This is a genomic window from Bacteroides sp. 4_1_36, assembly GCF_003466325.1.
GTDB classification, from domain to species: Bacteria; Bacteroidota; Bacteroidia; order Bacteroidales; family Bacteroidaceae; genus Bacteroides; species Bacteroides uniformis.
In genome coordinates this window covers 133,693-157,119 of record NZ_QSOX01000001.1, presented here as the reverse complement: position 1 = coordinate 157,119, position 23,427 = coordinate 133,693, and the positions used below count along the sequence as shown (strand labels likewise).

The 23,427-nt window shown below is 43.1% G+C and carries 18 protein-coding genes and 1 pseudogene; 15 read left to right on the top strand and 4 right to left on the bottom strand.

The genetic code is table 11. The features are described from left to right. The first annotated feature begins 3 nt into the window (after nt 1-3). The 15 genes and pseudogenes from DXD65_RS00610 (at nt 4) to DXD65_RS00540 (ending at nt 16,291) form a co-directional block, all read left to right on the top strand. The gene (locus DXD65_RS00610; protein ID WP_117887264.1) at nt 4-1,425 is read left to right on the top strand and encodes a lipopolysaccharide biosynthesis protein; all 1,422 of its coding nucleotides are present in this window, start codon (nt 4-6) and stop codon (nt 1,423-1,425) included. After that, on the top strand, nt 1,422-2,351 hold the full coding sequence (locus DXD65_RS00605; RefSeq protein ID WP_117887263.1) for a glycosyltransferase family 2 protein: 930 nt from the start codon (nt 1,422-1,424) through the stop codon (nt 2,349-2,351). Before DXD65_RS00610 ends, DXD65_RS00605 begins: the two co-directional genes overlap by 4 nt. Continuing rightward, the gene (locus DXD65_RS00600; protein WP_117887262.1) at nt 2,351-3,880 is read left to right on the top strand and encodes a hypothetical protein; all 1,530 of its coding nucleotides are present in this window, start codon (nt 2,351-2,353) and stop codon (nt 3,878-3,880) included. The genes DXD65_RS00605 and DXD65_RS00600 overlap by 1 nt, the downstream gene beginning before the upstream one ends. A gap of 8 nt (nt 3,881-3,888) precedes the next feature. Continuing rightward, on the top strand, nt 3,889-5,001 hold the full coding sequence (locus tag DXD65_RS00595) for an EpsG family protein (RefSeq protein ID WP_117887261.1): 1,113 nt from the start codon (nt 3,889-3,891) through the stop codon (nt 4,999-5,001). 2 nt (nt 5,002-5,003) lie between these two features. After that, the gene (locus DXD65_RS00590) at nt 5,004-6,077 is read left to right on the top strand and encodes a glycosyltransferase (protein WP_117887260.1); all 1,074 of its coding nucleotides are present in this window, start codon (nt 5,004-5,006) and stop codon (nt 6,075-6,077) included. Between the two features lie 5 nt (nt 6,078-6,082). Further along, nucleotides 6,083-7,063, top strand: a complete 981-nt coding sequence (locus tag DXD65_RS00585) for a glycosyltransferase (RefSeq protein WP_117887259.1) — start codon at nt 6,083-6,085, stop codon at nt 7,061-7,063. 4 nt (nt 7,064-7,067) lie between these two features. Further along, nucleotides 7,068-8,180, top strand: a complete 1,113-nt coding sequence (locus DXD65_RS00580; RefSeq protein WP_117887258.1) for an acyltransferase family protein — start codon at nt 7,068-7,070, stop codon at nt 8,178-8,180. Between the two features lie 73 nt (nt 8,181-8,253). After that, nucleotides 8,254-9,363 carry a glycosyltransferase gene (locus tag DXD65_RS00575; RefSeq protein WP_117887257.1) on the top strand — a complete coding sequence of 370 codons (1,110 nt, stop codon included), beginning with the start codon at nt 8,254-8,256 and terminating at the stop codon, nt 9,361-9,363. 462 nt (nt 9,364-9,825) lie between these two features. Beyond that, entirely contained in the window at nt 9,826-10,188 is a 363-nt protein-coding gene (locus DXD65_RS21080; protein ID WP_181986324.1) for a hypothetical protein, read from the top strand. Then, on the top strand, nt 10,182-10,517 hold the full coding sequence (gene tnpB, locus DXD65_RS00565) for an IS66 family insertion sequence element accessory protein TnpB (RefSeq protein ID WP_005827599.1): 336 nt from the start codon (nt 10,182-10,184) through the stop codon (nt 10,515-10,517). Before DXD65_RS21080 ends, tnpB begins: the two co-directional genes overlap by 7 nt. A gap of 72 nt (nt 10,518-10,589) precedes the next feature. Then, nucleotides 10,590-12,383 (top strand): IS66 family transposase, encoded by a 1,794-nt coding sequence (tnpC, locus tag DXD65_RS00560; RefSeq protein WP_117887256.1) that lies wholly within the window; start codon nt 10,590-10,592, stop codon nt 12,381-12,383. Between the two features lie 78 nt (nt 12,384-12,461). Next, nucleotides 12,462-12,572, top strand: a pseudogene (locus DXD65_RS00555) (nucleotidyltransferase domain-containing protein); the annotation flags it as partial. Between the two features lie 83 nt (nt 12,573-12,655). Then, entirely contained in the window at nt 12,656-13,552 is an 897-nt protein-coding gene (locus tag DXD65_RS00550; RefSeq protein WP_008663388.1) for an NAD-dependent epimerase/dehydratase family protein, read from the top strand. Nucleotides 13,553-13,649: 97 nt separating this feature from the next. Next, nucleotides 13,650-14,600 carry an MraY family glycosyltransferase gene (locus tag DXD65_RS00545; RefSeq protein ID WP_117887255.1) on the top strand — a complete coding sequence of 317 codons (951 nt, stop codon included), beginning with the start codon at nt 13,650-13,652 and terminating at the stop codon, nt 14,598-14,600. 128 nt (nt 14,601-14,728) lie between these two features. Next, nucleotides 14,729-16,291, top strand: coding sequence for an ATP-binding protein (locus DXD65_RS00540; protein WP_117588797.1), 1,563 nt, complete (start codon nt 14,729-14,731; stop codon nt 16,289-16,291). 78 nt (nt 16,292-16,369) lie between these two features. Here DXD65_RS00540 and DXD65_RS00535 read toward each other — a convergent pair whose 3' ends face one another. The 4 genes from DXD65_RS00535 to DXD65_RS00520 form a co-directional block, all read right to left on the bottom strand. Further along, nucleotides 16,370-17,158, bottom strand: coding sequence for an N-acetylmuramoyl-L-alanine amidase-like domain-containing protein (locus DXD65_RS00535; RefSeq protein WP_035457982.1), 789 nt, complete (start codon nt 17,156-17,158; stop codon nt 16,370-16,372). A 97-nt stretch (nt 17,159-17,255) separates the two neighbouring features. Continuing rightward, on the bottom strand, nt 17,256-20,477 hold the full coding sequence (locus DXD65_RS00530) for a glycoside hydrolase family 2 TIM barrel-domain containing protein (RefSeq protein WP_117887254.1): 3,222 nt from the start codon (nt 20,475-20,477) through the stop codon (nt 17,256-17,258). A gap of 8 nt (nt 20,478-20,485) precedes the next feature. Further along, nucleotides 20,486-21,373, bottom strand: coding sequence for an alpha/beta hydrolase (locus tag DXD65_RS00525; protein ID WP_016273621.1), 888 nt, complete (start codon nt 21,371-21,373; stop codon nt 20,486-20,488). Nucleotides 21,374-21,391: 18 nt separating this feature from the next. After that, nucleotides 21,392-23,383 (bottom strand): OPT family oligopeptide transporter, encoded by a 1,992-nt coding sequence (locus tag DXD65_RS00520; RefSeq protein ID WP_117887253.1) that lies wholly within the window; start codon nt 23,381-23,383, stop codon nt 21,392-21,394. Between the last annotated feature and the right edge of the window lie 44 nt (nt 23,384-23,427).

The following is a 23,427-nucleotide window of genomic DNA, read 5'->3' as shown; positions in this document are numbered from 1 at the left end:
TTTATGTTTCTAATCAGTATCTTAAAGAAAGCATTTGGTTTTGGTGTGATGCCCAAATTGGCTTCATTAGTAAACCTTTTGCTTTTGCCTTTAATAACTCCTTTTCTTACCCCTTTTGATTATGGCATTTGGGGAGTGATTACCTCTTATTCCGGACTATTTATTACTATAGCTCCTTTGGGACTTAATCTGTTTCTTACCAATAGTTATTATGAATATTCTAACCATTGGAGGGTATTATGGGGAAGAGTTATATGTTATTTCTATCTTTCAGGTATATTACTGAGTATTGTCTATATTTGTGTTATAATGGGAATGTTGTCAGAAGTTTGTATTCAAAAAAGGTTTCTGATTGCTATGATTAGTTGTGTACCTCTTCTTCTTTTTGGAAATACTGTGATTGCACAGCATCTCTATCCTTTGAAAGGAACTCCGAAGCCATTGGTTTATCGTACTTTGTTAGGTAGTATCTGTGGTATGACTGTCTCGTTTGTATCTATTTATTTTTTTAAGGCTGGCTATTGGGGCTTTCTTTTTGGTGTAGCTGTCACAGCTATTGTATCATTTACCTTATTTTGTCCCTTACTTTTCAAAAAAGAAGGCATAAAACCTATTATAGACCGAAAGTGGAAAAAATTAGTGGATATGTTGAAGTTGTCATGGCCGCTCATTCCTCATGCTCTTGGCTTTGTATTGCTCTCTTCTTCTTCGCGTATTATAATGAATCTCTATCAAGTATCCTTGGAAGATATTGGATTGTTTTCAAATGGATATATGATGGGCGATTATATTACTATTATTACCACTTCGTTAGTCGTTGCACTGGTTCCGCAGTTGCAAAAAACTTATCGGGATAAAAGGTTTGGTGATTATAGGAGTCTCTATTATTTTTGTCAATTTACAACCTTGACTGCCGTTTTTACAGTAGCTATTTGGATGCCGGATATTTATCGAGTCGTTATTCGTAACGAGAGTTTCCAATCATGCAGTGCCATTGCAAGTATTATATGTTTTGCCAATGTATTGTTACCTTTCTATAATTTTACTTCCAATGTGGCTTTCATAAAGAAAGACTCAAAGCAACTTTTATGGCTTATTTTTATGCCGGGAGCAGTGAATATTTTTCTTTCCATTATTTTGATTCCAATATTGGGGTATGTATCAGTGGTATATTCTACGTTGGTGTCTTATTGGACAATAGCTATTATTCCATTTTTTGTACCTTATTTTCATAAAAACACGAAGGTTTGGATGGGTAAATTGAATAGAATCATCGTTATCCTATTGATAGTGCTTTTAGCGGTAGTGGTGGCGCAATATTTGTCACAAACGTTGTGGTGGATTAAGATTATGGTAATGATTCCTATTGTTTTAGTCTATTTCTTTATGTTGAACAAATTTCAAATTAAAAAGATATTTCAATGAATGTAAGCGTTGTGTTACCATCTTTCAACAGAGCTCGTCTGTTGCCCATAACTATTCCTACTTATTTTCAGGAGGATGTGAGTGAAGTGATATTGGTTGATGATTGTTCTTCAGACAATACAGCTGAAGTGGTGAAGGAGTTGCAAACAAGATTTCCCACTTTACGTTATTTCCGTAATGAAGTAAACTCGAAGCAACCTTACACACAAAATGTTGCTATTAGCAAAGTTCAGTCAGAGTATATTTATTTTGGTGACGATGATTCGGTGCTTTATCCCGGTTCTATCCGTAACTTGCTGAATGTAATGAGAGAGAAAAATGCCGATATTGTGGGAGGAAGAGCATTGGCGCTTTTCTTTCCTGAACAAATCGATGAACTGGATGAGTTTTTGTCACATTATCGCAATCGAATCGCTACTGAGGCTAATCAGATTGTTGATTTATCCACTTTGTCCACAAACTTTACATATACAGTGAAAGAGCCGATTAGGGTCCCATTTTGTCATGCTTCTTGTCTTTGTAAGACCCAAGTAGCGCGCGAAATGCAGTTTGATGTGAAAATAGAAGGAAATGCCTATCGTGAAGAGACAGACTTTTTGATTCGGGCTACTTTGGCTGGATATACCATTTATTATACCAGTTCGGCCAACCAAATAAATCTGCCTTCAGCGATGTGTTCCGGAGGAGCACGCAGTAAGAATCATCGACATTGGGCTGAAAATGCCATTCGCAACAATGATTATTTCATTGACAAGAATTATGATAGTATGCAGAAAATGTTTAGTCTGCCTCGTACCAAAGATGAAATGAAAGCACTGTTTAGGGTGCAGATAAAAAAGCAGGTACGCCAAAAGCATATCATGGATTTTTTGGAAAGGATAGGATTGTTTAAAATAATCTATCACATAAAACATAAATTTGACTGATGAAAATATTGATTTTTGCAGGTGTTTCGCCCAATACATTTGTGTATATGATGGACGAGGCCGAGTTATATTACCGATTGGGGCATGAGGTTTATTTCGTGTATTGCGATCCGCAAGCGGAAATATGTTGGGAGAATATGAAACGCAACCCCATGAAGTGTAAATTGTGTAGTTGTTATACTACGCGTATGCGAAAGAAACTTTCCGAGGGTATACACCAAATCTCTTTATGTAGTGTTTTAACAGAGAAAATAAAGGTAGAGGCTAAAAACTTTCATCCTCAATACAAATCTTTGTCAGAGATAAAAGCACTTAAATATAATGGTGTATCAGTAGGTATGTCGAGTCTTTCCAACTATATCTCACACACACGCAACTGCAACCCTAAACTGGATGGTGTGTTCCGTGCCTATTTTGATGAGTTGTTACGTTCTACCGTTCGACGCACTTTAATGGTAGATAGAATCATTACTGATGTACAGCCTGATAAGGTGTTGTTGTTCAATGGCCGTGCTAATGATGCACGTCCCGAATGGGAGATAAGCCAATTGCACAATATTCCTTTCGTTTCGTGTGAATCAATCTGCGTGTTCCATCACAAATACCTTAAAAGATATTTTTGTGGGAATATTCCTCACAGCATTATTTTAAATACAGAGATGATTTATAATACTTGGAATCAGTCTGTGCTGTCTGAAGCTGAAAAAGAACATGTTGGAAATATGTTTTTCATACAAAGAAAGACGGGTACTTATGCGGGTGATAAAAATTACATAGCTAATCAGAACAAAGCAAAACTGCCCGACAATTGGGATGAAGGCTATCGAAATATCGTGATTTTCAATAGTTCGGAAGATGAATTTGCAGCAGTGGGTGATGAGTATGATAAAGCTAGGCTATTCCCAACACAGTTGGATGCGATTGTAAATATAGCCGAATTCTTAAAGAACAACCCCAAAGTGAGAGTTTATTTACGTATTCATCCCAATCTAACGAATGTGCCCTACAAGTATCATACAGACTTGCTGAAATTAGGCGAGAAATATCCTAACATGACTGTTATCCCGGGCGGAAGCAGTTTAAGTACTTATGCGCTGATAGATAGGGCAGACGTAGTAGTGGTGTGGGGCTCTACTACCGGTGCCGAAGCTGTATATCATGGTAAGCCGGTGATATTGTTGGGTGGAGCAGTATATCGCGAGCTGGGTATTACCTATAATCCCGAGAATGAAGAAGAGCTGCATCGTCTGCTGCTTCAATCCGTTCTCCCGCCCAAGGATAGAACCAATGCAATCAAGATGGGATTTTATTACTTGCAATATCTTTCACCGGCCTCTACGTTTTGGAAGTACAATTTTGAGACTTATAGATTTCATCTCGGCTCGTTTAAACATTCATGTTTGCTTTATGATAACCAAAAGCTATTGGGTTCCAGATTACTCTATTATTTGGTAACTAAAAGCTTCATTGGTGTTTATAGTAAATTGTTCAAGAAAAAGATTTTGAATTTACCTACTGCAGAAGCTTAACTGTATATATGGGTGCAAGTACAAGTCAGTCATTACCCTATGTACTTGTTGCTTTGTGTTTTATTGCTATTATTGCATGGAACACAAGGCAACGGTGCAGAGGTATTGATACCGACAATGTAGATACCTTTTTTGGGGGGATCATTTACTTCTTGTTTATTGGCCTTCGTCACGAGGTGGGATACGATTGGGAAGCATACGATGCATTTTTTCATGATTGTCATACAGATTTTGATAGTTTTGTAGCACGTTTGGAAAATTCAAATGCTGAGCCATTGTTCCAGTATTACATGTTTTTCGTAAAAAACAGTGTATGGGACAATCTTAGTTTTTTTATGACCCTATCCACCCTAATTGATTTGGTGGTGATATGTTGGTTGTTCCGGCGGTATTCGTCTTTTTTTATGCTTTCAATGCTTATATACTTTGCATTGTTTCTGGATTCGGTAAATGTGATGCGCAACATGAAGAGTATCTCGTTTTTCTACCTTTCCATTCCTTTCTTGATACAACGCAAGGCATTGCCTTATTTTATATTGAATCTGATAGGCTTTGGATTTCACACGAGTTCCATTGTCTATTTTCCACTCTATTTCATTCTTACAAAGAAGTATCATAAATACGTATATTGGGGTATCTTCTTAGTGGGAAACTTTATGGTTCTATCGCATATTAATCTTTTTTCCAATCTTTTGATTCAAGGTGCATCTATGATAGGGGGGCGTGTTTTGAGTAGTACGGAGGAGTATATGGTAAAGAGTATGTTCAATAATTATTCAGCCGTTTCTATCGGCTATCTGGAACGGATGTGCAGCGGAATATTGTTACTACTGTTTTATGATAAACTGAATGCTTTGGGGAAGAATATGACATTGTTCTACAATCTGTTTTTCTGTATGCTGTTTTGCAGGCTCTTTCTTGCGGAATTCGATACGCTACCCGTACGCTTCAGCTATTTGTTTATGTCATCTTATTGCATTCTCTATCCCGCAATCTACAAAGAACTGAATATGAGGTGGAAGATAGTTTTTCTGGCTGTTGTGTGTCTGTATGCTGTTATCAGAGTGTTCCAATTGGGACAAGATGAACACTATCTATATCACAATGTATTGTTTGGCTGATTATGAGTAAAAAGATATTGTGTGTCAGTTTGGGATATGAAGGGGGATGCGTGTACTATGCCAACCAACTGCTCAACCACTTTCCTACTGATAAAATAGATGTATGGATAGCTGCTTCAACCGAAGAACCCTTTTGCGGAAAAGCGAAGAAGATAAAAGTCTATAAGGGATTAATAGGACAGCTTTGGTCGTGGACTTTCTTTCTGCCTTATTATTTATTGCTTCTTCTGCTAAAGATTTGGCGGGGCAGATATGATAGGGTGTTGGTGTTTGGACCTCACAATTGGGATACAGTCTTTGTGTCTCTATGTAAGTGGTGCAAGGTACCCACTTTTTTAGTTATACATGATGGAGTGATGCATGTAGGCGAGACTTCGGTAATTCATCAAAAGATGATGGATGTGGCAATGAAGAATGCTGCTCATTGGGTGTTCTTGTCTGAGTTTGTGCGCCAAAGGGTGGAAGTACATATAGGCGTGCAAAAACCTTCCATTATTATACCTCACGGAGTAATTGTTTATGGTGATAATAAAACCAAAATTGAAGTATTGCCCAAGAGATATAACTTATTGATGATAGGTCGAATCAATTATTATAAAGGTGTTGATTTGTTGGCAGACGCATTACCTTTGATAGACTACGACAGAATAGGAACAATCACTTTGGCGGGAAAATTTGATGAATGTATCTCTACTTTAAAATTTGATAACAACTTGTATGTAAGGATAGTCAATAAATACTTGACGAATGACGAGTTTGATAAGTTTGTGAATGAGAATCACTTACTGCTGATGCCTTATTTAGAAGCATCGCAAAGCGGCGTTGCTGCTGTTTCATTGGGATATAACATTCCTGCAATCGCAACGCAGGTGGGAGGAATTCCCGAACAGTTACCTGCCGATACGGCTTACTTTCTGGAAAAGGCTTCGCCTGAAGCTTTGGCTGAAGCAATTAATGCAGCCACTGCCAATGCCGAAGAATATCTTTATAAAAAACAACATTTACAATCTTTGGCAGATGGTTTGCAATGGGAGCACTTGGCTGAAGTGTTGTATCAATACGTATCCAACAAATAATTTAAATGAAAATTGCATTACAACTTTTGAACACATTGAAGCGGGGAGGGGCTGAAAATGTGGCACTTAACTATGCTTCTGCCTTGAGCGAAATGGGCGTGTCTTCTTGCTTTATAGCCAAAAGCCACAGTGCTGAATATGAGGCGATGATTCGCAATCAGAACCATGACATAGAGAATAGGCTTACCGGTGACTTGATAGCCGGGGCTGACTACATATTTATTCATAGTAATATAAATCTTCTGCGGCTGATAAAGTACAAAATTGCAGCTAAGCTAAAAGGTAAAAAAGTAATTTACTTGCAGCACCTCTTCTTCTGTGAACGGAAGTTTTTTATTCTCTCGCTTCTCATTAATTGGATATGCACAGATTTCTTTTTGATAACTCCTCGTACAGAACAGTTGGTAAAGAAATATATCCGCATACCCGTTCATACTTTTATAAACTTTTATATTCAAAGATATGAGAAAAAAGATTATTCTACTATTCGTCAAACGGTAAGAGAGGAACTGCATATTGCCGATGATGATTTGATTATTATGTTTTCTGCTATCTTCAAGCCAGGCAAGGGATTGGCAGATTGCTTGAAAATGGCTTCGCTGATGAGCAATGAGCCCAACGTGAAATTCTTGATTGCAGGCGAGGGAGAAGAACAATACTTGATAGATGAATATAGGGGCAACAACATTATTGCTGTGGGATGTGTAAATGATGTAGAACGTTATTTAATATCTTCAGATATTTATTTATTTTCTTCCTTTCTTCAAGAAATGTTGCCTATGGCTTTGGTGGAGGCAATAAATGCCGACTTGTCCATATTGGCATACGACACCATAATCAATCGCTTTTTATTATCAAATAGTACTTTTGAGAGCTTAGACGATATGATAAAAGCTGTTGAAGAACGGAGGGTGCCACGCGGATTTAAGCATTATGATAAAGCCTATGCATTGGGGCAATTTCGAAATATACTAAAACTGTCTTGAACTTATGTTTAGCAAGCAAAATGCGGATGAATTGCAAAGTAGGGTTATAGCTTTTTTGCGTTTTCCTCTCATAGTGGGAGTTGTGTTTATTCATAACTATAGACCTTCTATTATTGTAGGCAATGAGGTAATGGGGAGTGAAACACACATGCCTACCTATTCTTTTATAGGTCAATTGTTCTCACAATATATAGGTTGGATTTCTGTGCCTTTGTTTTTCTTCTTTTCAGGTTTTCTCTTCTTCTACAAAGCTGATTATTCTCTGCAAACATACATTTACAAGATAAAACGTAGAATAAGTACTTTGCTGATACCTTATTTATTTTGGAATGCCTCTTTTTTGATTTGTTTTTTTGCGGTATCTCACCTTCCTCTAACGAGACAATGGTTTCAATTTCCTAATAATGCCGGGCTGGATTATTATTTGTCTTCGTTTTGGGGAATACTTGATGATAAGAAGACGATGACATATCCTATAGCTTATCAATTTTGGTTCATAAGAGATTTAATGGTACTGTCTTTATTCTCTCCAGTTCTTTATTGTCTGCTTAGCTGTTTTAAAGGTCTTCTTATTTGGCTTATTGCTGTATTCTGGCTTTGCGGCTATTCATTGCCCTATATCGGTATAAGAGGTTTAAGCACAGAAGCTTTATTCTTTTTCTCATTAGGTGCAGTCTTTAGTATCTACAAGCGTAACTTTGTAAATATAGTTAGAATATATGGATATTATCCATATATTTTCTACTTACTAATGGTGGCTGTTCATTATGCTTTTATGGTCCAAGGACATGATGTTCAATGGCTATTTAAATTAATAAAAATAGCAGGCATTCTTAGTACTCTTAATTTGTCTGCTGCAATAGTGGCTAAGCATAATTTTAGAAGCACAACTTTTTTAGCTTCTGCCAGCTTTTTTGTTTTTGCAATACACGATCCTTGGTTGTTATCGAACATTCGCAAGTTGTTGTATGTCACTTTGCATCCGGCAAGTGACTTCGCAATGGTTGTTGTCTATTTCTTTAATATTTTGTTGACAGTTACGATTGCATTGGCTCTTTACTATTGCTTGAAAAAGATTTCTCCCAAGTTTACTGCAATTATTACTGGAGGAAGGTAAAGGGAATCCTAAGTTACGGCAACAATTCGAAATAAGCTTAAGGGAATTTTAATTCAAAACCAATATACGAAAGATGGCGAAGATAACTCACATTTTTAAAACATTCTATCCGGATGAACCGGACGGTGGTATCCAAGAAGTGATTCATCAACTTGGTCTGATGTCGATGAAGCATGGATATGAAGTGGAAGTAATATCCCTTTCAAAAAAGCCGGGAGTCTGTGACTATGATGGAATAAAGTGCATTTCTTATAAGACGAATATCCGTCTTTCTTCAATGCCTATGAGTGTCGGTTTGATGAAGAATTTTTCAAGGATAATAAAGAATACAGATATTATACATCTGCATTATCCTTACCCTTTTGCGGAACTTCTTACGCTGTTTCATAAAACGAGTAAGCCTATCGTGATAACTTTTCATGCACCTATAGAAGGGCGGGGAGTGCTGATGAATGGTTATGCACCTTTTGTGAAAAGGTTATTTAAAAAAGCGAGTGTCATTGTGCCCACCAGTCCTAATCTGGCTTCGACCGAGTCTATCTTAAATGTCTGCAAGGATAAAATTCATCCGATAGGATTATGGGTTTCAGACGAGAGATTTAATGAGCATCATCCGGTTGAAGAAGAGTTTGCCCGGCAAGTGAATGAATATGGGCAGTTTGCCTTGTTCGTGGGAGTGCTTCGTACATACAAAGGGCTACATTATTTGCTTGATGCAGCTAAAAAGGTAAACAAAAATATCCTGATTGCAGGTCGTGGCCCTCTTTTTAAGGAACTCAACCGGAGAATTAGAGATGAGGACATCAATAATGTTCATTTGTTGGGCTATCAATCTAATGAGCATGTTGCGTATTTATTCAAGAAATGTTCGTTCGTAGTGCTGCCTTCCATTACTCGTGGCGAGTGCTTTGGAGTGGTTCTTCTGGAAGCGTGTCATTATGGGAAAGCGATGATTTCAACGGAACTGGGGACAGGCACCAGTTGGGTGAATACAAATGAGACTGGGTTTGTTATCGCACCGCGAGATGCTGATGTCTTAGCTGAAAAAATGAATTATCTGTTTGACAATTCGGAACAAAGCAGAATATTGGGAGCACATGCGCAAAAACGTGCCAATGAACTATTCAGTGCAAATTCTTGTGGGGGAGCTTATTTGGAGATCTATGATAAACTATTGAAATAGTAGCTACTATCAGTGGAAGTTACACTTAAAAGTACAAATAGGTGGGAGATAATTAGAACTTTTTAGAATCATTGGTATCATTGTAGGAGGAAGATTGGAACAATGAATAAAATTAAGCCATATAAAGAACAATATTCAATAATGAAGAAAGCTACCGAACCTATGGTTACTTACACGAACAATAGAAAGAGTTCAAATGTCATTGCGGATGCGCGTGATGATATACGATGTGTTATTTTCAGTGAGGAGTTTTAAATAGACCTCAACCTCGTATATATAAAGGTCTTGTTTGAATGAAAGTCGTGTTTATTTCCGAAATAGAGGAGGATTTGTATTAGCTTATAAAGGTGCTTGTTGAGAAGGAATGCTTGGGTGCTTATCCTTCTACAATTTTGTAAGCAGTCAAAAAATGGCTATTGATTGCAACCTCTATCTTCGCTGCGAACAAAAATTTTAGAATTTATGTATAGCAGTGAAGATCTTGAAAGGTTTTACTTTCAATACCAGACCGAGGCTTTGCCTCATGGAGAATCTCTCCAATCGTTTTGCGTTAAGAACAAAGTTCCTTATAACATCTTTCAGAAATGGTACAAGGATACCCGTAAAAAAGTAGTTGAAGTCCAGGTTGATGGTGCTCCTGCAATTGGTCATGAGGAAAAATCCAGGGCTAGTGATCAACCTCAACCGGTATCACCAAGCAGAAATGATCACCCGGTTCGTATTTGGGTTGGGATTCGTATCAGCAATGGCTTGCATTTGTCCCAAAAGAATTTAAGCTACCAGGATTTGGTTCGTATGGTAGAGCAGTTGGAGGGGTTATGTTGAGTGTTACCGGTCTGAATCATTTTTATTATGTCCGTGACTTTACCGATATGCGTTGTAAGCACAGCCGTGTGCTGTCTGTCATTCGTGAACGGCTTCACCGTGAGCCCAATGATGGAGACGTCTTTATAGTCATGTCTCGAAATCGCAGGATAGTCCGTATGTTTTCATTTGATAATCGTTCATATAGTCTGTTCGAAAAGAAGTTTGTAGCAGGCTATCAGTTCATGAAAGTAGAGCGGAACGGGGCAGATACTGTTTATCGGATTGACTGGAAGGACGTGGTTTTGATTCTTGAGAATCCTATAGTTAAAACATTAAAAATCAGATAATTAATCTATTTGTCCACTTGCGTTTTTGCGATTATTTTATTACCTTTAATGCTGTAAATCAAAGGTTTAAGTATGATCGATCTGCAAGATATAATTACAACAAAACGAGAGTTGTTGAGTAGGGCAACCTGCTCACTCAGCCCTATAAATTATAGTGCAGGTATGGCAGAGGATCAGAAAGAGCGGTACATACAATACCTTGCCGAACAGAATCAGGATCTTCGGTTGACAAGTGATGCCATGAAGCTTGTTTTGGAGGATTTTATGGCTCAGATGAAGGATCTGAAGGATCAGGTGTCCTCTATGGAATCGAAACATGCTGACCTTGAGAATCGGTTGTCAGAAGAGCATAAACTTCGCAAATCGGCTGAACGTAAGATTAAGTCACTTCAGGAAAGACTTGATTATGCCCATCAGGAACGTTTTGGTGATCGACGTCAAAAGATCAAATCTAAAGCTAAGACGGGTGATTCAGACCGGAACAAGGAGAAGGATGATTATGATGGAACCGATGATACGCTTCGAACGGATTCGGTTGGTCATGTCCAATCACCGGAGGTTAAAGAGCCTTCCGGGAAAGGCCGTGATTTGTCCAATCGTCCTGACGGTTATAAAACGACGGGAGTATCCGGAGAAGTAATAGAGCATCCTTCTGACTTGACAAAGGTTCCCGGTCGCATCATTGAAAGGAGAATGGTACGGGTGTTCAGTTTCCGTACTTTCCTTACGGAAGAATGTTTTGAGATGGTTCATTATGCAGAGCCTGGTAAAAAGCCCAGGTGGGGTTATTTCCCTTCTGAAGGCCATCCGGAGGTGGTGACCAGATTCGAGGGTACTAAAGCTACTCCTGAATTTCTGCAGGCTATCGCCTATGAAGTTTATGTGAAGAATGTGACTTTCGGTCTTCTTCACCAATGGCTGACAGATATGGGCATGACCGTTTCTAAAAACACATTGCGCAACTGGCTTAAGAAAGGCAAGACATACCTGGACGAACTGGTTTGTGTATTGAAGTCCATAGCTTTGGAAAAAGACTCGATAGTGAACTGCGATGAGACCTGGTGTAAGGTGCGTAAATATGATCACTATAAGAAGTGCTATATTTGGGTTCTGGTCAACAAGGCTCGGAAAACAGCCATTTTCTTCTATGAGAATGGCTCGCGCGGTCGTGAGGTACTTACAGACTTTTTGGGTGATGCAGAATTGAAGAGTATCATGTCCGACGGATACAATGCTTATGTGTTTATCGGCAATGATCTGAAATCAGCCCGTTTTAAAGATACTGTACACCAAGTTTGTATGTCTCATGCCAAAAACAAGTTTGTCAAGGCTTCCAATCAGGGTGGTGAACCGAATGCAGAACGCTTTTCCGAAATTTTAAAGGAGTTCTTTATGAGGGAGCGTAAATACGATGATGCCGGATTAACTCCCAAGGAAAGGTTCCGAGAAAGGCAAAGTCTGGAAACGAAGGAACTCCTGATAGAATTGCGCAGTCAGTTGGACAGTGAACTGTTAAAGGATTCAGAATTTAGAAGTCGGTATTATAGGGAAGCTCTCAATTATCTGAACCGGTTCTGGAAAGAGATTTTTGCCTACTTGGATGATGGTGAATTACCTATAGACAACAATCTGGCAGAGCGAACCATTCGAAAGCTGACTACCCAACGTAATAATTCACTTCATTATGGTAGTGATGCCGGTGCTGGGATGGCTGCAACATATCATAGTGTGATTGGAACGGTAAAGCTTCATGGCAGTTCTGTCTGGAACTTCATCGGAACTTTTTTCAAAAATATCTTTAACGGATGCAGGGATTATGTTAACATGGTTCCTGACAAAATCACTTTGGCTACCAGCCAATGTTAAATTCAAGACTAATTAATTAACAAAACTCGGTTTAGGGCACTGAAAAGTGCCCTTTCGAAGGGGGATGCCCTAAATTGAGTGCTTACATTACATCGTAACTTTCTTGATTTGAAGGTTATTCTTTATGGGAGCGAGGCACGTGGTGATGTACGTTCGGATAGCGACATTGATTTGTTGTTATTAGTTGACATGGGGAAGGAATTTTGTTATGACTCCGGAACAGCATTTTGATATTACTTTTCTTTTGAGTTAATTTTTTCTATTTAATTTTCATGAAACTTTTATTTACAGGGGCCTCCGGGTTCTTGGGTAACAACGTGCATCCTCTTTTGGAAGCTATATATGAGGTTACTACTGTAGGTCTGTTGCCACAGGATGACTATACCGTGAACATGGCACAGGAGATACCGGAGCTGCGTGAACGGTATGATATCGTTCTTCATGCAGCTGGAAAAGCACATGTGACACCCAAGACGAAAGCAGAGAAACAAGCTTTTTTTGATGTAAATCTGCAAGGTACAAAGAATCTTTGTGCAGCATTGGAAAGAAGAGGGGTTCCCCGAGCTTTTATCTTTATTTCTACAGTAGCCGTATATGGTTGCGAGTATGGAGAAGAGATAACAGAAGAGTATCCTTTGGGTGGGAAAACTCCGTATGCCATGAGCAAACGTCTGGCCGAAGAGTTTTTGCATAAATGGTGCTACAAACACAACGTTATTTTGGGTATTATTCGTCCTTCCTTAATTGCTGGGTGTAATCCTCCGGGAAATTTAGGAGCGATGATTCAAGGCATACGCAATGGAAGATATTTAGGTATTGCCGGAAGTCGTGCGCGGAAGAGTGTGTTGATGGTACAGGATATAGCAAGTCTGGTTCCTTTGTTGGCAGAAAAAGGAGGTGTCTATAATGTATGTGATAGTTACCATCCTTCTTTCAGAGAGTTGGAAGCGGTTATTTGCAAACAGCTGAATAAAAAAATACCATTCTCAATACCTTATTGGGCAGCTAAATGTATGGCTTTGGTAGGAGATTGCTTAGGAAAGAAAGCGCCTATCAATTCTTTGAAACTGAAGAAAATCACAGAATCGCTTACTTTCAGTAACGAAAAGGCGATGCGTGAATTGGGATGGAAGCCGACCCGTGTATTGGAAAACTTCAAGATAGAATGAATGTATATTTAGATGTCATATTGATAGGGCTGGGTATTGTATCTTTGGGATTTACATGTATTTAGCTTTGGTTTTACTGGATAATCAAAAACGGATGATGTATTATTGGATGGTCTTGGTTCTGCTGTTTTTAGCAGAACTTTTTTATTTTAGAATAGCTGATAAGTGCAATATCATCGACAAGCCCAATGAGCGGAGTTCCCATACGAAAGTGACTTTACGCGGTGGTGGGATTATTTTCTATTTCGGGGCGTTTGCCTATTTCCTGACGAGTGGCTTTGAATATCCCTGGTTCCTGCTTGCCTTGACACTGGTGACGTTCATCAGCTTCGTGGACGATATAAAATCCACCGGACAGATGACAAGACTGTTTTTTCATTTCTCTGCTATGGCTATGATGTTTTATCAGTGGGGGCTGTTCTCCTTGTCCTGGTGGTGGATAGTCATAGCCTTGATAGTCTGTACGGGCATCATCAATGCCTACAATTTTATGGATGGGATTAATGGGATAACGGGAGGTTATTCTCTGGTTATTCTTGCTGCGTTGGCCTATATCAATAAGGAGGTGGTTACTTTTGTAGAAGCGGATTTCATCTATACCGTTATCTGTTCCGTTCTAGTCTTCTGCTTCTTCAATTTCCGCAAGCGTGCCAAATGCTTTGCCGGTGATGTGGGTTCGGTGAGCATTGCCTTCATCCTTCTTTTTTTGATAGGAAGACTTATCATTGGAACGGGTGATTTCAGCTGGATAGTTCTTTTGTCCGTTTATGGGGTAGACAGTGTATTGACTATCATTCACCGCCTGATGCTTCATGAGAATATCGGGCTACCGCATCGCAAGCATCTGTATCAGATTATGGCGAATGAGCTGAAGATTCCCCATATAATGGTTTCTTCTATTTACATGGCAGTGCAGGCAATCATCATCGTAGGATATATAATGTGTTTAGGTTACAGTTATTGGTATTTGGCAGGTATAATTCTTTTGCTTTGTTTTCTTTATATCTGTTTTATGAAGAAGTATTTCGGATTGCACCAGTCTACGTGAGTAATGCTGAAATGATGATTAGTAAAATAATGAAAGGCGATGGAGACTAAAATCTCCATCGCCTTTCGTCTTATTTTTGAAATATAAATCGTACCTTTGTCATACACCAATCAGGTTATAATAATAACATGGAACAGATACGTAAGCTGCCGATAGGCATACAGACTTTTGATAAACTACGTGAAGGCGGTTTTCTTTATGTAGATAAAACTGCTATGATTTATCAAATAGCATCTACTTCTACTCCTTATTTCCTAAGCCGTCCCCGTCGGTTTGGCAAGAGTCTGCTCATTTCCACTTTCGAAGCTTACTTTCAAGGACGCAAAGACTTGTTTCAGGGCTTGGCCATCGAACAGTTGGAAACGAAGTGGGAACAGTATCCTGTTCTACATCTTGACTTGAATGCCCGGAAATATGAAACTGCTGCTGACCTGACGGCTATGCTTAATCAATATCTGGAGAAATGGGAGCTGCTCTATGGTCAGGAGAAGGAAGACCGTAGTCCGGAGGAGCGTTTTGCTTACGTGATAGAGCGGGCATGCACGCTGACGGGAAAGCAGGTGGTTGTGCTGATTGATGAGTATGACAAGCCATTGCTTCAGGCGGTCTTGGACGAGAACTTGCTGGATGAGTATCGGAAAATATTGAAAGCGTTCTACGGTGTCTTGAAGAGCGCTGACCGTTATCTTCGTTTTGTTTTCCTGACCGGAGTGACCAAGTTTGCGCAAGTAAGTGTATTCAGTGACTTGAACCAGCTGAATGATATCAGCATGAAGTCTCCTTACGCTGCTTTGTGTGGTATTACCAAAGAGGAGTTGGTGAAAACCTTTCTGCCGGAACTTGAGAGACTGGCTAAACGAAGAGGGATATCTTTACAAGAAGTGATTGATTTGATGGAACGTCAATATGATGGTTACCATTTTCATCCGGAAGGTGTAGGAATGTTCAATCCGTTCAGTGTATTGAATGCTTTTGATGCAGAAGAGATGGGGTACTATTGGTTTCAGACCGGCACACCTACTTACTTGGTTGACTTGCTGAAGCAGAGTGATTACGATATACGTCTATTGATAGATGGAGTGGAAGTGCTGGCTTCCGCTTTCTCTGAATATCGTGCGGAAACAAATAATCCTCTTCCGATGATTTATCAAAGTGGTTATTTGACCATAAAAGGGTATGATGATGATGTGAAGCTATACACTTTAGGCTTTCCAAATGATGAGGTTCGTTACGGCTTTCTGAATTTTTTGGTACCCTATTATACCAATGTATCCAATGATGAGACTGGTTTCCACATTGCTAAATTCATGCGTGAATTGAAGAGTGGAGATGTGGAGGCGTTTATGGAGCGTCTTAAGATATTCTTCTCCGGTATTCCGTACGAGTTGAGTGATGATACGGAACGTCATTATCAGGTTATTTTTCATGTAGTGTTTACTTTGCTGGGACAGTTCATCCGGTCCGAGGTTCGCAGCAGCCGCGGCCGTGCGGACGCAGTAGTTCATACCCCTACCGCTATTTATGTTTTTGAGTTCAAACTGGACGGTACGGCCGACGCAGCTCTGAAGCAAATAGATGAGAAAGGTTATCTGATTCCTTATACCTTGGATGGCAGGAAATTAGTGAAAGTAGGTGTGAACTTCAGTAAAGAAACACGGAATATTGATGAATATATTGTCGTGGAGGAATAGGAACGAACAATCCTATATACGGAAAAGGCGATGGAGAATCAAATCTTCATCGCCTTTTCCATATTATAGTATTTCATTTTATTTCTTCATCCTCAGCACCCGTATTCCCGTCCACTTATTATTGTCTTTCAGCATTTGGGACAAGGGGACTTTGGAGACGACCACTTTCTTGTCGGTAGAGGAAGCGTGTACCAGCAGGAGTTTGCTATCCGCATAGAAAGCGATTCCCATGTGGGCTACGTCCAGCCCCGGAGTGTTGGTGGTGATGGCTATGATATCGCCGTCTTTAATCCACGGGAGACCATCGGCGGGAAGTTTGGCTTTGGGAAGATAGTGAATTTCCTTGCCGGACAAGGATTGTTCAATCTTCTTCATTTTGGCTATGTTCTCCGGAGAATTTGCCAGCTGCTTGTAGAGTTGGGGGTGGGAAGACATGTAGGAGATGGACAACCGTTCGGTGTCGGGACTCATGGCGCCCGTTACATCTTGAAGGAAGCCGTTGCGTACGCCATTGTTTATCCAGTCGGCAATATAATGCAGGCGGGAAGTGTACCCGTCGATTTTACCGTCACGGTAACGGATTTTTTGCAGGTTATCGGCGAAAGCGCTTTCCGAGATGTCTCCGTCGGCCAATTTGGGGGTGAGTGTCTCTGCCAGTACATATTCCACCAGCGTGGTGCAGTCTACCTCATCGCAGTTGATGACGAGTTCCTCGGGACCATCTGCCTCCAGCGTATGGGCTACGTATGGCACATCCAGATACTTTATTCCATTGCTCAACATATCTTTCCCTCCCTGGGCAGAAACGGAAGTTACCATGGCTGCGGCGCAGAGGGCGCTGAACATAAATTTAGTCATTGTTTTCATTTTTCTTTCTTTTGATTATTATTGTTCTTGAACGTAAAAAGGATGCAGCAAATTTACTACATCCTTTTTATAAAAGCTTAATCCGGAGGGATTAAATTCAATATTGCCGGATTAAATATTTATAATCCTCCTTTTTATCGAACGGAACAAGGGAGAAACCGTATTCAATGGCGTTCTCTTTGCCCGGACGAATCAGATAGGGTTCATGGGCGGTTGCGCCCCAACTGTCGTCTCCACCGACACCCATCATGCGGTAATCAATGAACAAATCGACCATCTTTTCCGGCAGAGGGTCGGTGAGGTGGCGGTGATGGGTCTTTTCGGTACGCGGAGCGCCGTTGTCAATCGTGTCGCCGCTGTCCATACTTTCCAGGGGATAGTTGGAGGCGTTCAGCTCAAAGGTGCGGTCGGCGATGAGCAGCAAACCACGTTGCGTCTTATCGGTAAGAGCGCACCAATAGATGTCCGTGCGATGGTTGTTCTCCTGCGGGCGGACATACGGCTCGTACATATCCTTGACCGGGATGGCGTACTCTCCGATGAACTGGGAGGTACGGCGGTCTCGGTAATTCTCTTTCGGACCGCGACCGTAGTAGGTCAAGTCTGTAAAGCTTTCCGGCAACTGCATCCGCAGGCCTACACGCGGTATCATCGGAGCTTGGTCTCCTTCGGCCACGAACCGGTTGTCTACCTTGATGACTCCGCTGGCATATATCTTATAGGTGATGTCCCAACGGGCGTCTGTCTGTGGAAAACGGTAGGTCACCTTTACTGTCGTGGCATTGCTGCCCGGAGTCACTTGGAAACTTTCGGCTTTCGGTTCCTGGTAGCTTGCCTCTTTCCAGGCTTTGAGGCGGACGGGGAGGTTGGCTCCATAATCATTGTCCGTCGGTGCACGCCAGAAGAATGGGCGGGGACCTTGACCGTTCAGTATGTACTCGTGCTTCTTGTATAAATAGGAGGTGAGCAGACCGCTTTGCTTGTCGAAGGTGGCTTTGAAGTCGGGACCGGAGAACGCCACCAAATTTCCCTCTTCCTTAGAAGTGGCGGGCTGCTGTGCCGTAGCCTCTTTCTTGTAGAAAGTATGGACGTAGGTCTGTTCGCGTGCGATGACCGTGCCGGCCGGGAGGAAAGGCTCTGCCGTCTTGATGGCTGCATAGAACTCGATACGCACATCTCCCGTTGTCTGTTTCTCTTTGGGTATGCCGTTCAGGAAGCCGGTGGTTACCGTCTTGCCCGGTGCGGCATGGATATTTTCAATCTTGCCACGGTAGACTTCCTTTCCGTGGTCGCGGATGATGTAGTAGAAGTCGTACTTGTCGAGATTGGTGAAGGAGAAATCATTGCGGATTTTCACGGTGGAAGTCTGCTTGTCGAAATCAAGGAACTTGATGTTCTGGTATACTTTTCCCATCTCTTCTGTCTGCGGCTTGACACTGCGGTCGGGGTATACCACGCCGTTGATGCAGAAATTGCCGTCGGAGGGCGTGCCGTTCTCGCCATAATCGCCGCCATAGGTCCAGTATTTACGGCCGTCGTCTGTTTGGGCGGCAAAGCCCTGGTCTACCCAGTCCCAGATACAGCCGCCCTGGAGGATGGGATATTTTTCGATGATGTCCCAATACTCCTGGAAGTTGCCGAGGCTGTTGCCCATGGCATGGGCATACTCGCAAAGAATGAGGGGACGCGTCATCTCCTTGTTCCGGGCATACTTCTCCAGATAGGAAGGGGAAGCGTACATCGGGCAGTAGATGTCCGTATTCCATTCCAACAGTGCGCGTTCATACTGGATGGGACGACTGTCGAGCGTCTTCAAGGTGTTGTAGGTAACGTAGAAATTCAATCCGTTTCCGGCTTCGTTGCCCAGCGACCAGATGATGACTGACGGATGGTTCTTGTCCCGTTCGTACATATTCATGGTACGGTCGAGGTGGGCATTCATGAAGAGCGGATTGTTTCCCAGCGTGCCGCCTACACGCAGGTCGTAACCCATGCCGTGGCTTTCTATATTGGCTTCGTCGATGACGTAGATACCATATTCGTCACAGAGTTCGTAGAAACGTTCCTGCTGGGGATAGTGACAGGTGCGGACGGTATTGACATTGTATCTCTTCCAAAGCTCGAAATCTTTCTTCATCAGTTCTTCGGAGACATAGTGACCGGTATTCTCGTTGTGTTCGTGATAGTTCACGCCTTTCACGAGGATAGGTTGTCCGTTTACCAACAGTTGCTTGTCCTTGATTTCCACTGTACGGAAACCTACTTTGCAGCTTGTCGCTTCAATCACATCTCCGTTCGGGCGCTTCAAGCTGACGACGAGGGTATAGAGGTTGGGCGTTTCGGCTGTCCATTGCAGGGGTTCCTGGATGGTCTTCTTGGTGAATTCCACTTCCGTTTGGTCACCGCTGACCTGAGTAGAGGACTGGGCTATCTGCTGGTCGTTCTTGTCCAGCAGGCGGTAACCAACGACAAATGGGGAATTTTGTCCGCTTTCATTGGTAAACTGCACCTTTACCTTGAGGATACCGTTCCGGTAGTTCTCATCCAAAGGAGACTCCACCTTGAAGTCCGTGAGATGGATTTGAGGCTGGGCATATAAGTAAATGTCCCGTTCGATACCACTGATGCGCCAGAAGTCCTGGCATTCCAGATAGTTGGCATCGGAAAAGCGGTGTATCTGAATGGCAATGACATTCTTCCCTTTCTTGGCAATGGCGCTGACGTTGAAACGCGCCGGAGTCTTTGCATCTTTACTCATGCCTACAAACTTGCCGTTGAGGTAGTAGAAGGCTGCCCCGCGTACACCGTCGGCACTCAGGAAAATCTCCTTATCGTCCCAGTCTCCCGGAAGAGTGAACTCGCGGCGGTAGGTGCCGGTGGGATTCCATTCTTGGGGAACGTACGGAGGGTTGGGCTTGTCCCAATAAGGAGGATAGCCCGAAGAACAGAACTCATAGGGATGGTTCACGTAGATGGGCGTGCCGAATCCTTGCAACTCCCAGTTTCCGGGTACATTGATGTCCGGCCAGCGGCTGGCGTCCACACGGTCCATCATGAAGTCCGTGGGGCGGTCGGCGAAGGTTTCCACATAATGGAATTTCCATTTCCCGTTAAGGGACAAGCGGAAGGTTCCGTTCTTGCGGTCATTGATGACGGCATCAGCCTCCGTGACGTAGGAGGTGAACGTGCTGCGGGCAGGCTCCCGGTTGATGCTTGTCAGCTTGGGGTTGGTAATCTCTTCGTAGCGATTGTTCTCCTGAGCAGTCAGGGCAAAGGGAAACGCTGCGAGGCAAGTGAGTAAAAAATACTTTTTATTCATAATTGCTTTTATTTCTTTGTGGTAGGTTCAGAGACCGGGAATACGAGCCCTTCACGCAACCACTTCTCCAGTTCTTCCGTCCATTGACGCTTGTAGGTGAAGTTGTCCCGGAATCCCCAGCCATGTCCGCCGGTAGGGTAGGCATGCAGGCTGGCAGGCACTTTGTGGTCGCGCAAGGCGAGGAAATAGCCAATGCCGTTGATGGGTGGCACTGCGTCGTCGTCCGAAGAAAGCATGATAAAAGCCTGCGGAGTGCGTGGGGACACTTGTCTTTCGAGGGAGTATTTTTGTTCCAGCTCCTGAGATGGATTTTCTCCGATAAGGTTCTTACGGGAACCTCCATGGGTAACGCCTTTCTGCATGGAAATCACCGGATAGAACAAGATCTGGAAGTCGGGACGGGTCTTGTCACCGCTGTATAGTGTGGCAAGCGAAGCTGCCAGATGGCCGCCGGCAGAAGCGCCCATGATGCCTACACGCTGAGGATTGACACCCCATTCGGCGGCATGTTCGCGTACCATGCGGATGGCTTGTTCGGCATCGGAAAGGGGCACTTCATGGTGCCCGTTGGGCATACGGTATTTCAGTACTGCATAGGTGATGCCTTGTGTGTTGAACCAGGGAGCCATGTCGTGTCCCTCGTGCTTCATGGCCAGCCCTCCGTAGCCACCTCCCGGACACATGATGATGGCCATGCCGTTGGGGTGGGAGGCAGGATACACCGTAAGGGTAGGGGTGGTGACATCGGACACCCATTCGTTGTTATGGTTCTGTCCGGAATTGGTCAGTTCGTTGTTATTGGGGGCACCGTTGGGCCATAGGGGCAGCTCAACGGGCTTTTGTGCAGATAACATGGTCGCTGCAAATAGAAAAGATAAAAGTAGAATCTTTTTCATGTTCTTGGTATTTAAAAGTTATTTGGTTTTCATGGAAGCTTTGATGAGGTAGAATATCAGAATGGCATAAGCACCCAGCGCCAGCACTTCGGACCAGGTGTTCTGCAACCATGCATCGTTTACGAGGTTGATTCCTCCGAAACGCATGGCAGCACTTGCCACACCCATCAATGCACCGCCGGCAATGAAACCGGAGGCAAGCAGGGTACCTTTCTCCCCGCGTTCGGCATTGAGAGCGGCATCCTTGCTGCAGCTGGTCACGTACCAGTTGATGGCACCGCCCACTACCAACGGAACATTCAGTTCCAATGGGATGAACATACCCAATGCAAATGCCAGTGCGGGAATCTTGCAGAAATTGAGGATGACGGCCAGCACTGCACCGATGCCGTAGAGCAGCCAAGGAGCACCCACACCGTTCATCAGAGGTTCGATAACGGCCGCCATGGCATTGGCTTGCGGAGCGGCCAGCTGTCCGCTGGTGAAACCGTATGTCTTGTTCAGGATAATCATTACACCACCTACGGTAGCGGCAGAAACGATGGTTCCGAGGAACTTCCAGGTCTCCTGCTTGGCAGGCGTGCTACCCAGCCAGTAACCGATTTTCAAGTCTGTGATGAAGCCTCCCGCCATGGACAGTGCCGTACATACAACACCGCCCATCACCAGTGCCGCAACCATCCCTTCGGGACCTTTCAGCCCTACGGCTACCATGACTACGGATGCCAGGATTAATGTCATCAGCGTCATTCCGGATACGGGGTTTGTGCCCACAATCGCAATGGCATTGGCTGCCACGGTGGTGAACAGGAAAGCGATACCTGCAACAAGCAGGATAGCTACAATGGTATGTGTCAAGTTGCCCTGCATCACATCGAAGTAGAAGAAGAGAACAACCAGCAGCAGCGTGATGATGGAACCGATGGCGATAATCTTCATGGAGATGTCCCGCTGTGTGCGTTTCACACTGGCTTCCACGTTGGACTTACCTCCCATTTCCTTGGCAGCCAGTCCTACGGCACTCTTGATGATGCCCCAAGACTTGATAATGCCGATGATACCTGCCATGGCAATGCCACCGATACCGATGCTCTTGGCATAGTATTTGAAGATTTCTTCCGGAGCCATAGCGCCTATGGTTGCCGTGATTTCGGGGTTCCATTGGTTCAGTACGGAATCTCCCCAAATCATGGACATACCGGGGATGATAATCCACCATACGGCCAGTGAGCCGGCACAGATGATGGACGCGTATTTCAGTCCCACAATATAACCCAGACCGAGCACGGCAGCACCCGTATTAACCTTGAATACCAGCTTGGCTTTCTCGGCCAGCATTTCGCCGAAGCCGCATACGCGGGTAGTGAAATTCTCGTTCCACCAGCCGAAGGTTGCCACGATGAAGTCGTATAGACCTCCGATAATACCAGCCATGAGTAATGGTTTTGCCTGGCTGCCGCCCTTTTCACCGGAGACGAGCACTTGTGTGGTGGCTGTCGCCTCGGGGAAGGGATACTTGCCGTGCATGTCGCTCACGAAATATTTGCGGAAGGGGATAAGGAAAAGAATACCCAGCACACCTCCCAGCAGGGAACTGATAAAGACTTGTGCAAAGGTGACGGTGATTTCTTTCGGATAGGTCTCTTGGAGAATATAGAGTGCCGGAAGGGTGAAGATGGCACCTGCCACGATGACGCCCGAGCTGGCACCGATAGACTGGATAATGACGTTTTCGCCCAATGCGTTTTTGCGTTTGGCGGCACCCGATACGCCGACGGCAATGATGGCGATGGGGATGGCGGCTTCGAATACTTGTCCCACCTTCAGCCCCAGATAGGCGGCTGCGGCCGAAAAGAGGATGGCCATCAGAATACCCCATGTCACCGACCAGGCATTTACTTCTGAATACTTCTTATCCGGGCTCATCAGAGGGTTGTACACTTCTCCCGGTTTCAATTCACGGAACGCATTTTCCGGTAGTCCGGTAATAGGTTCTTCTTCTTGTTTCATAGGTTTTGTAGTTTTATGTTTTTCTTTAATAGACTTCAAAGAAA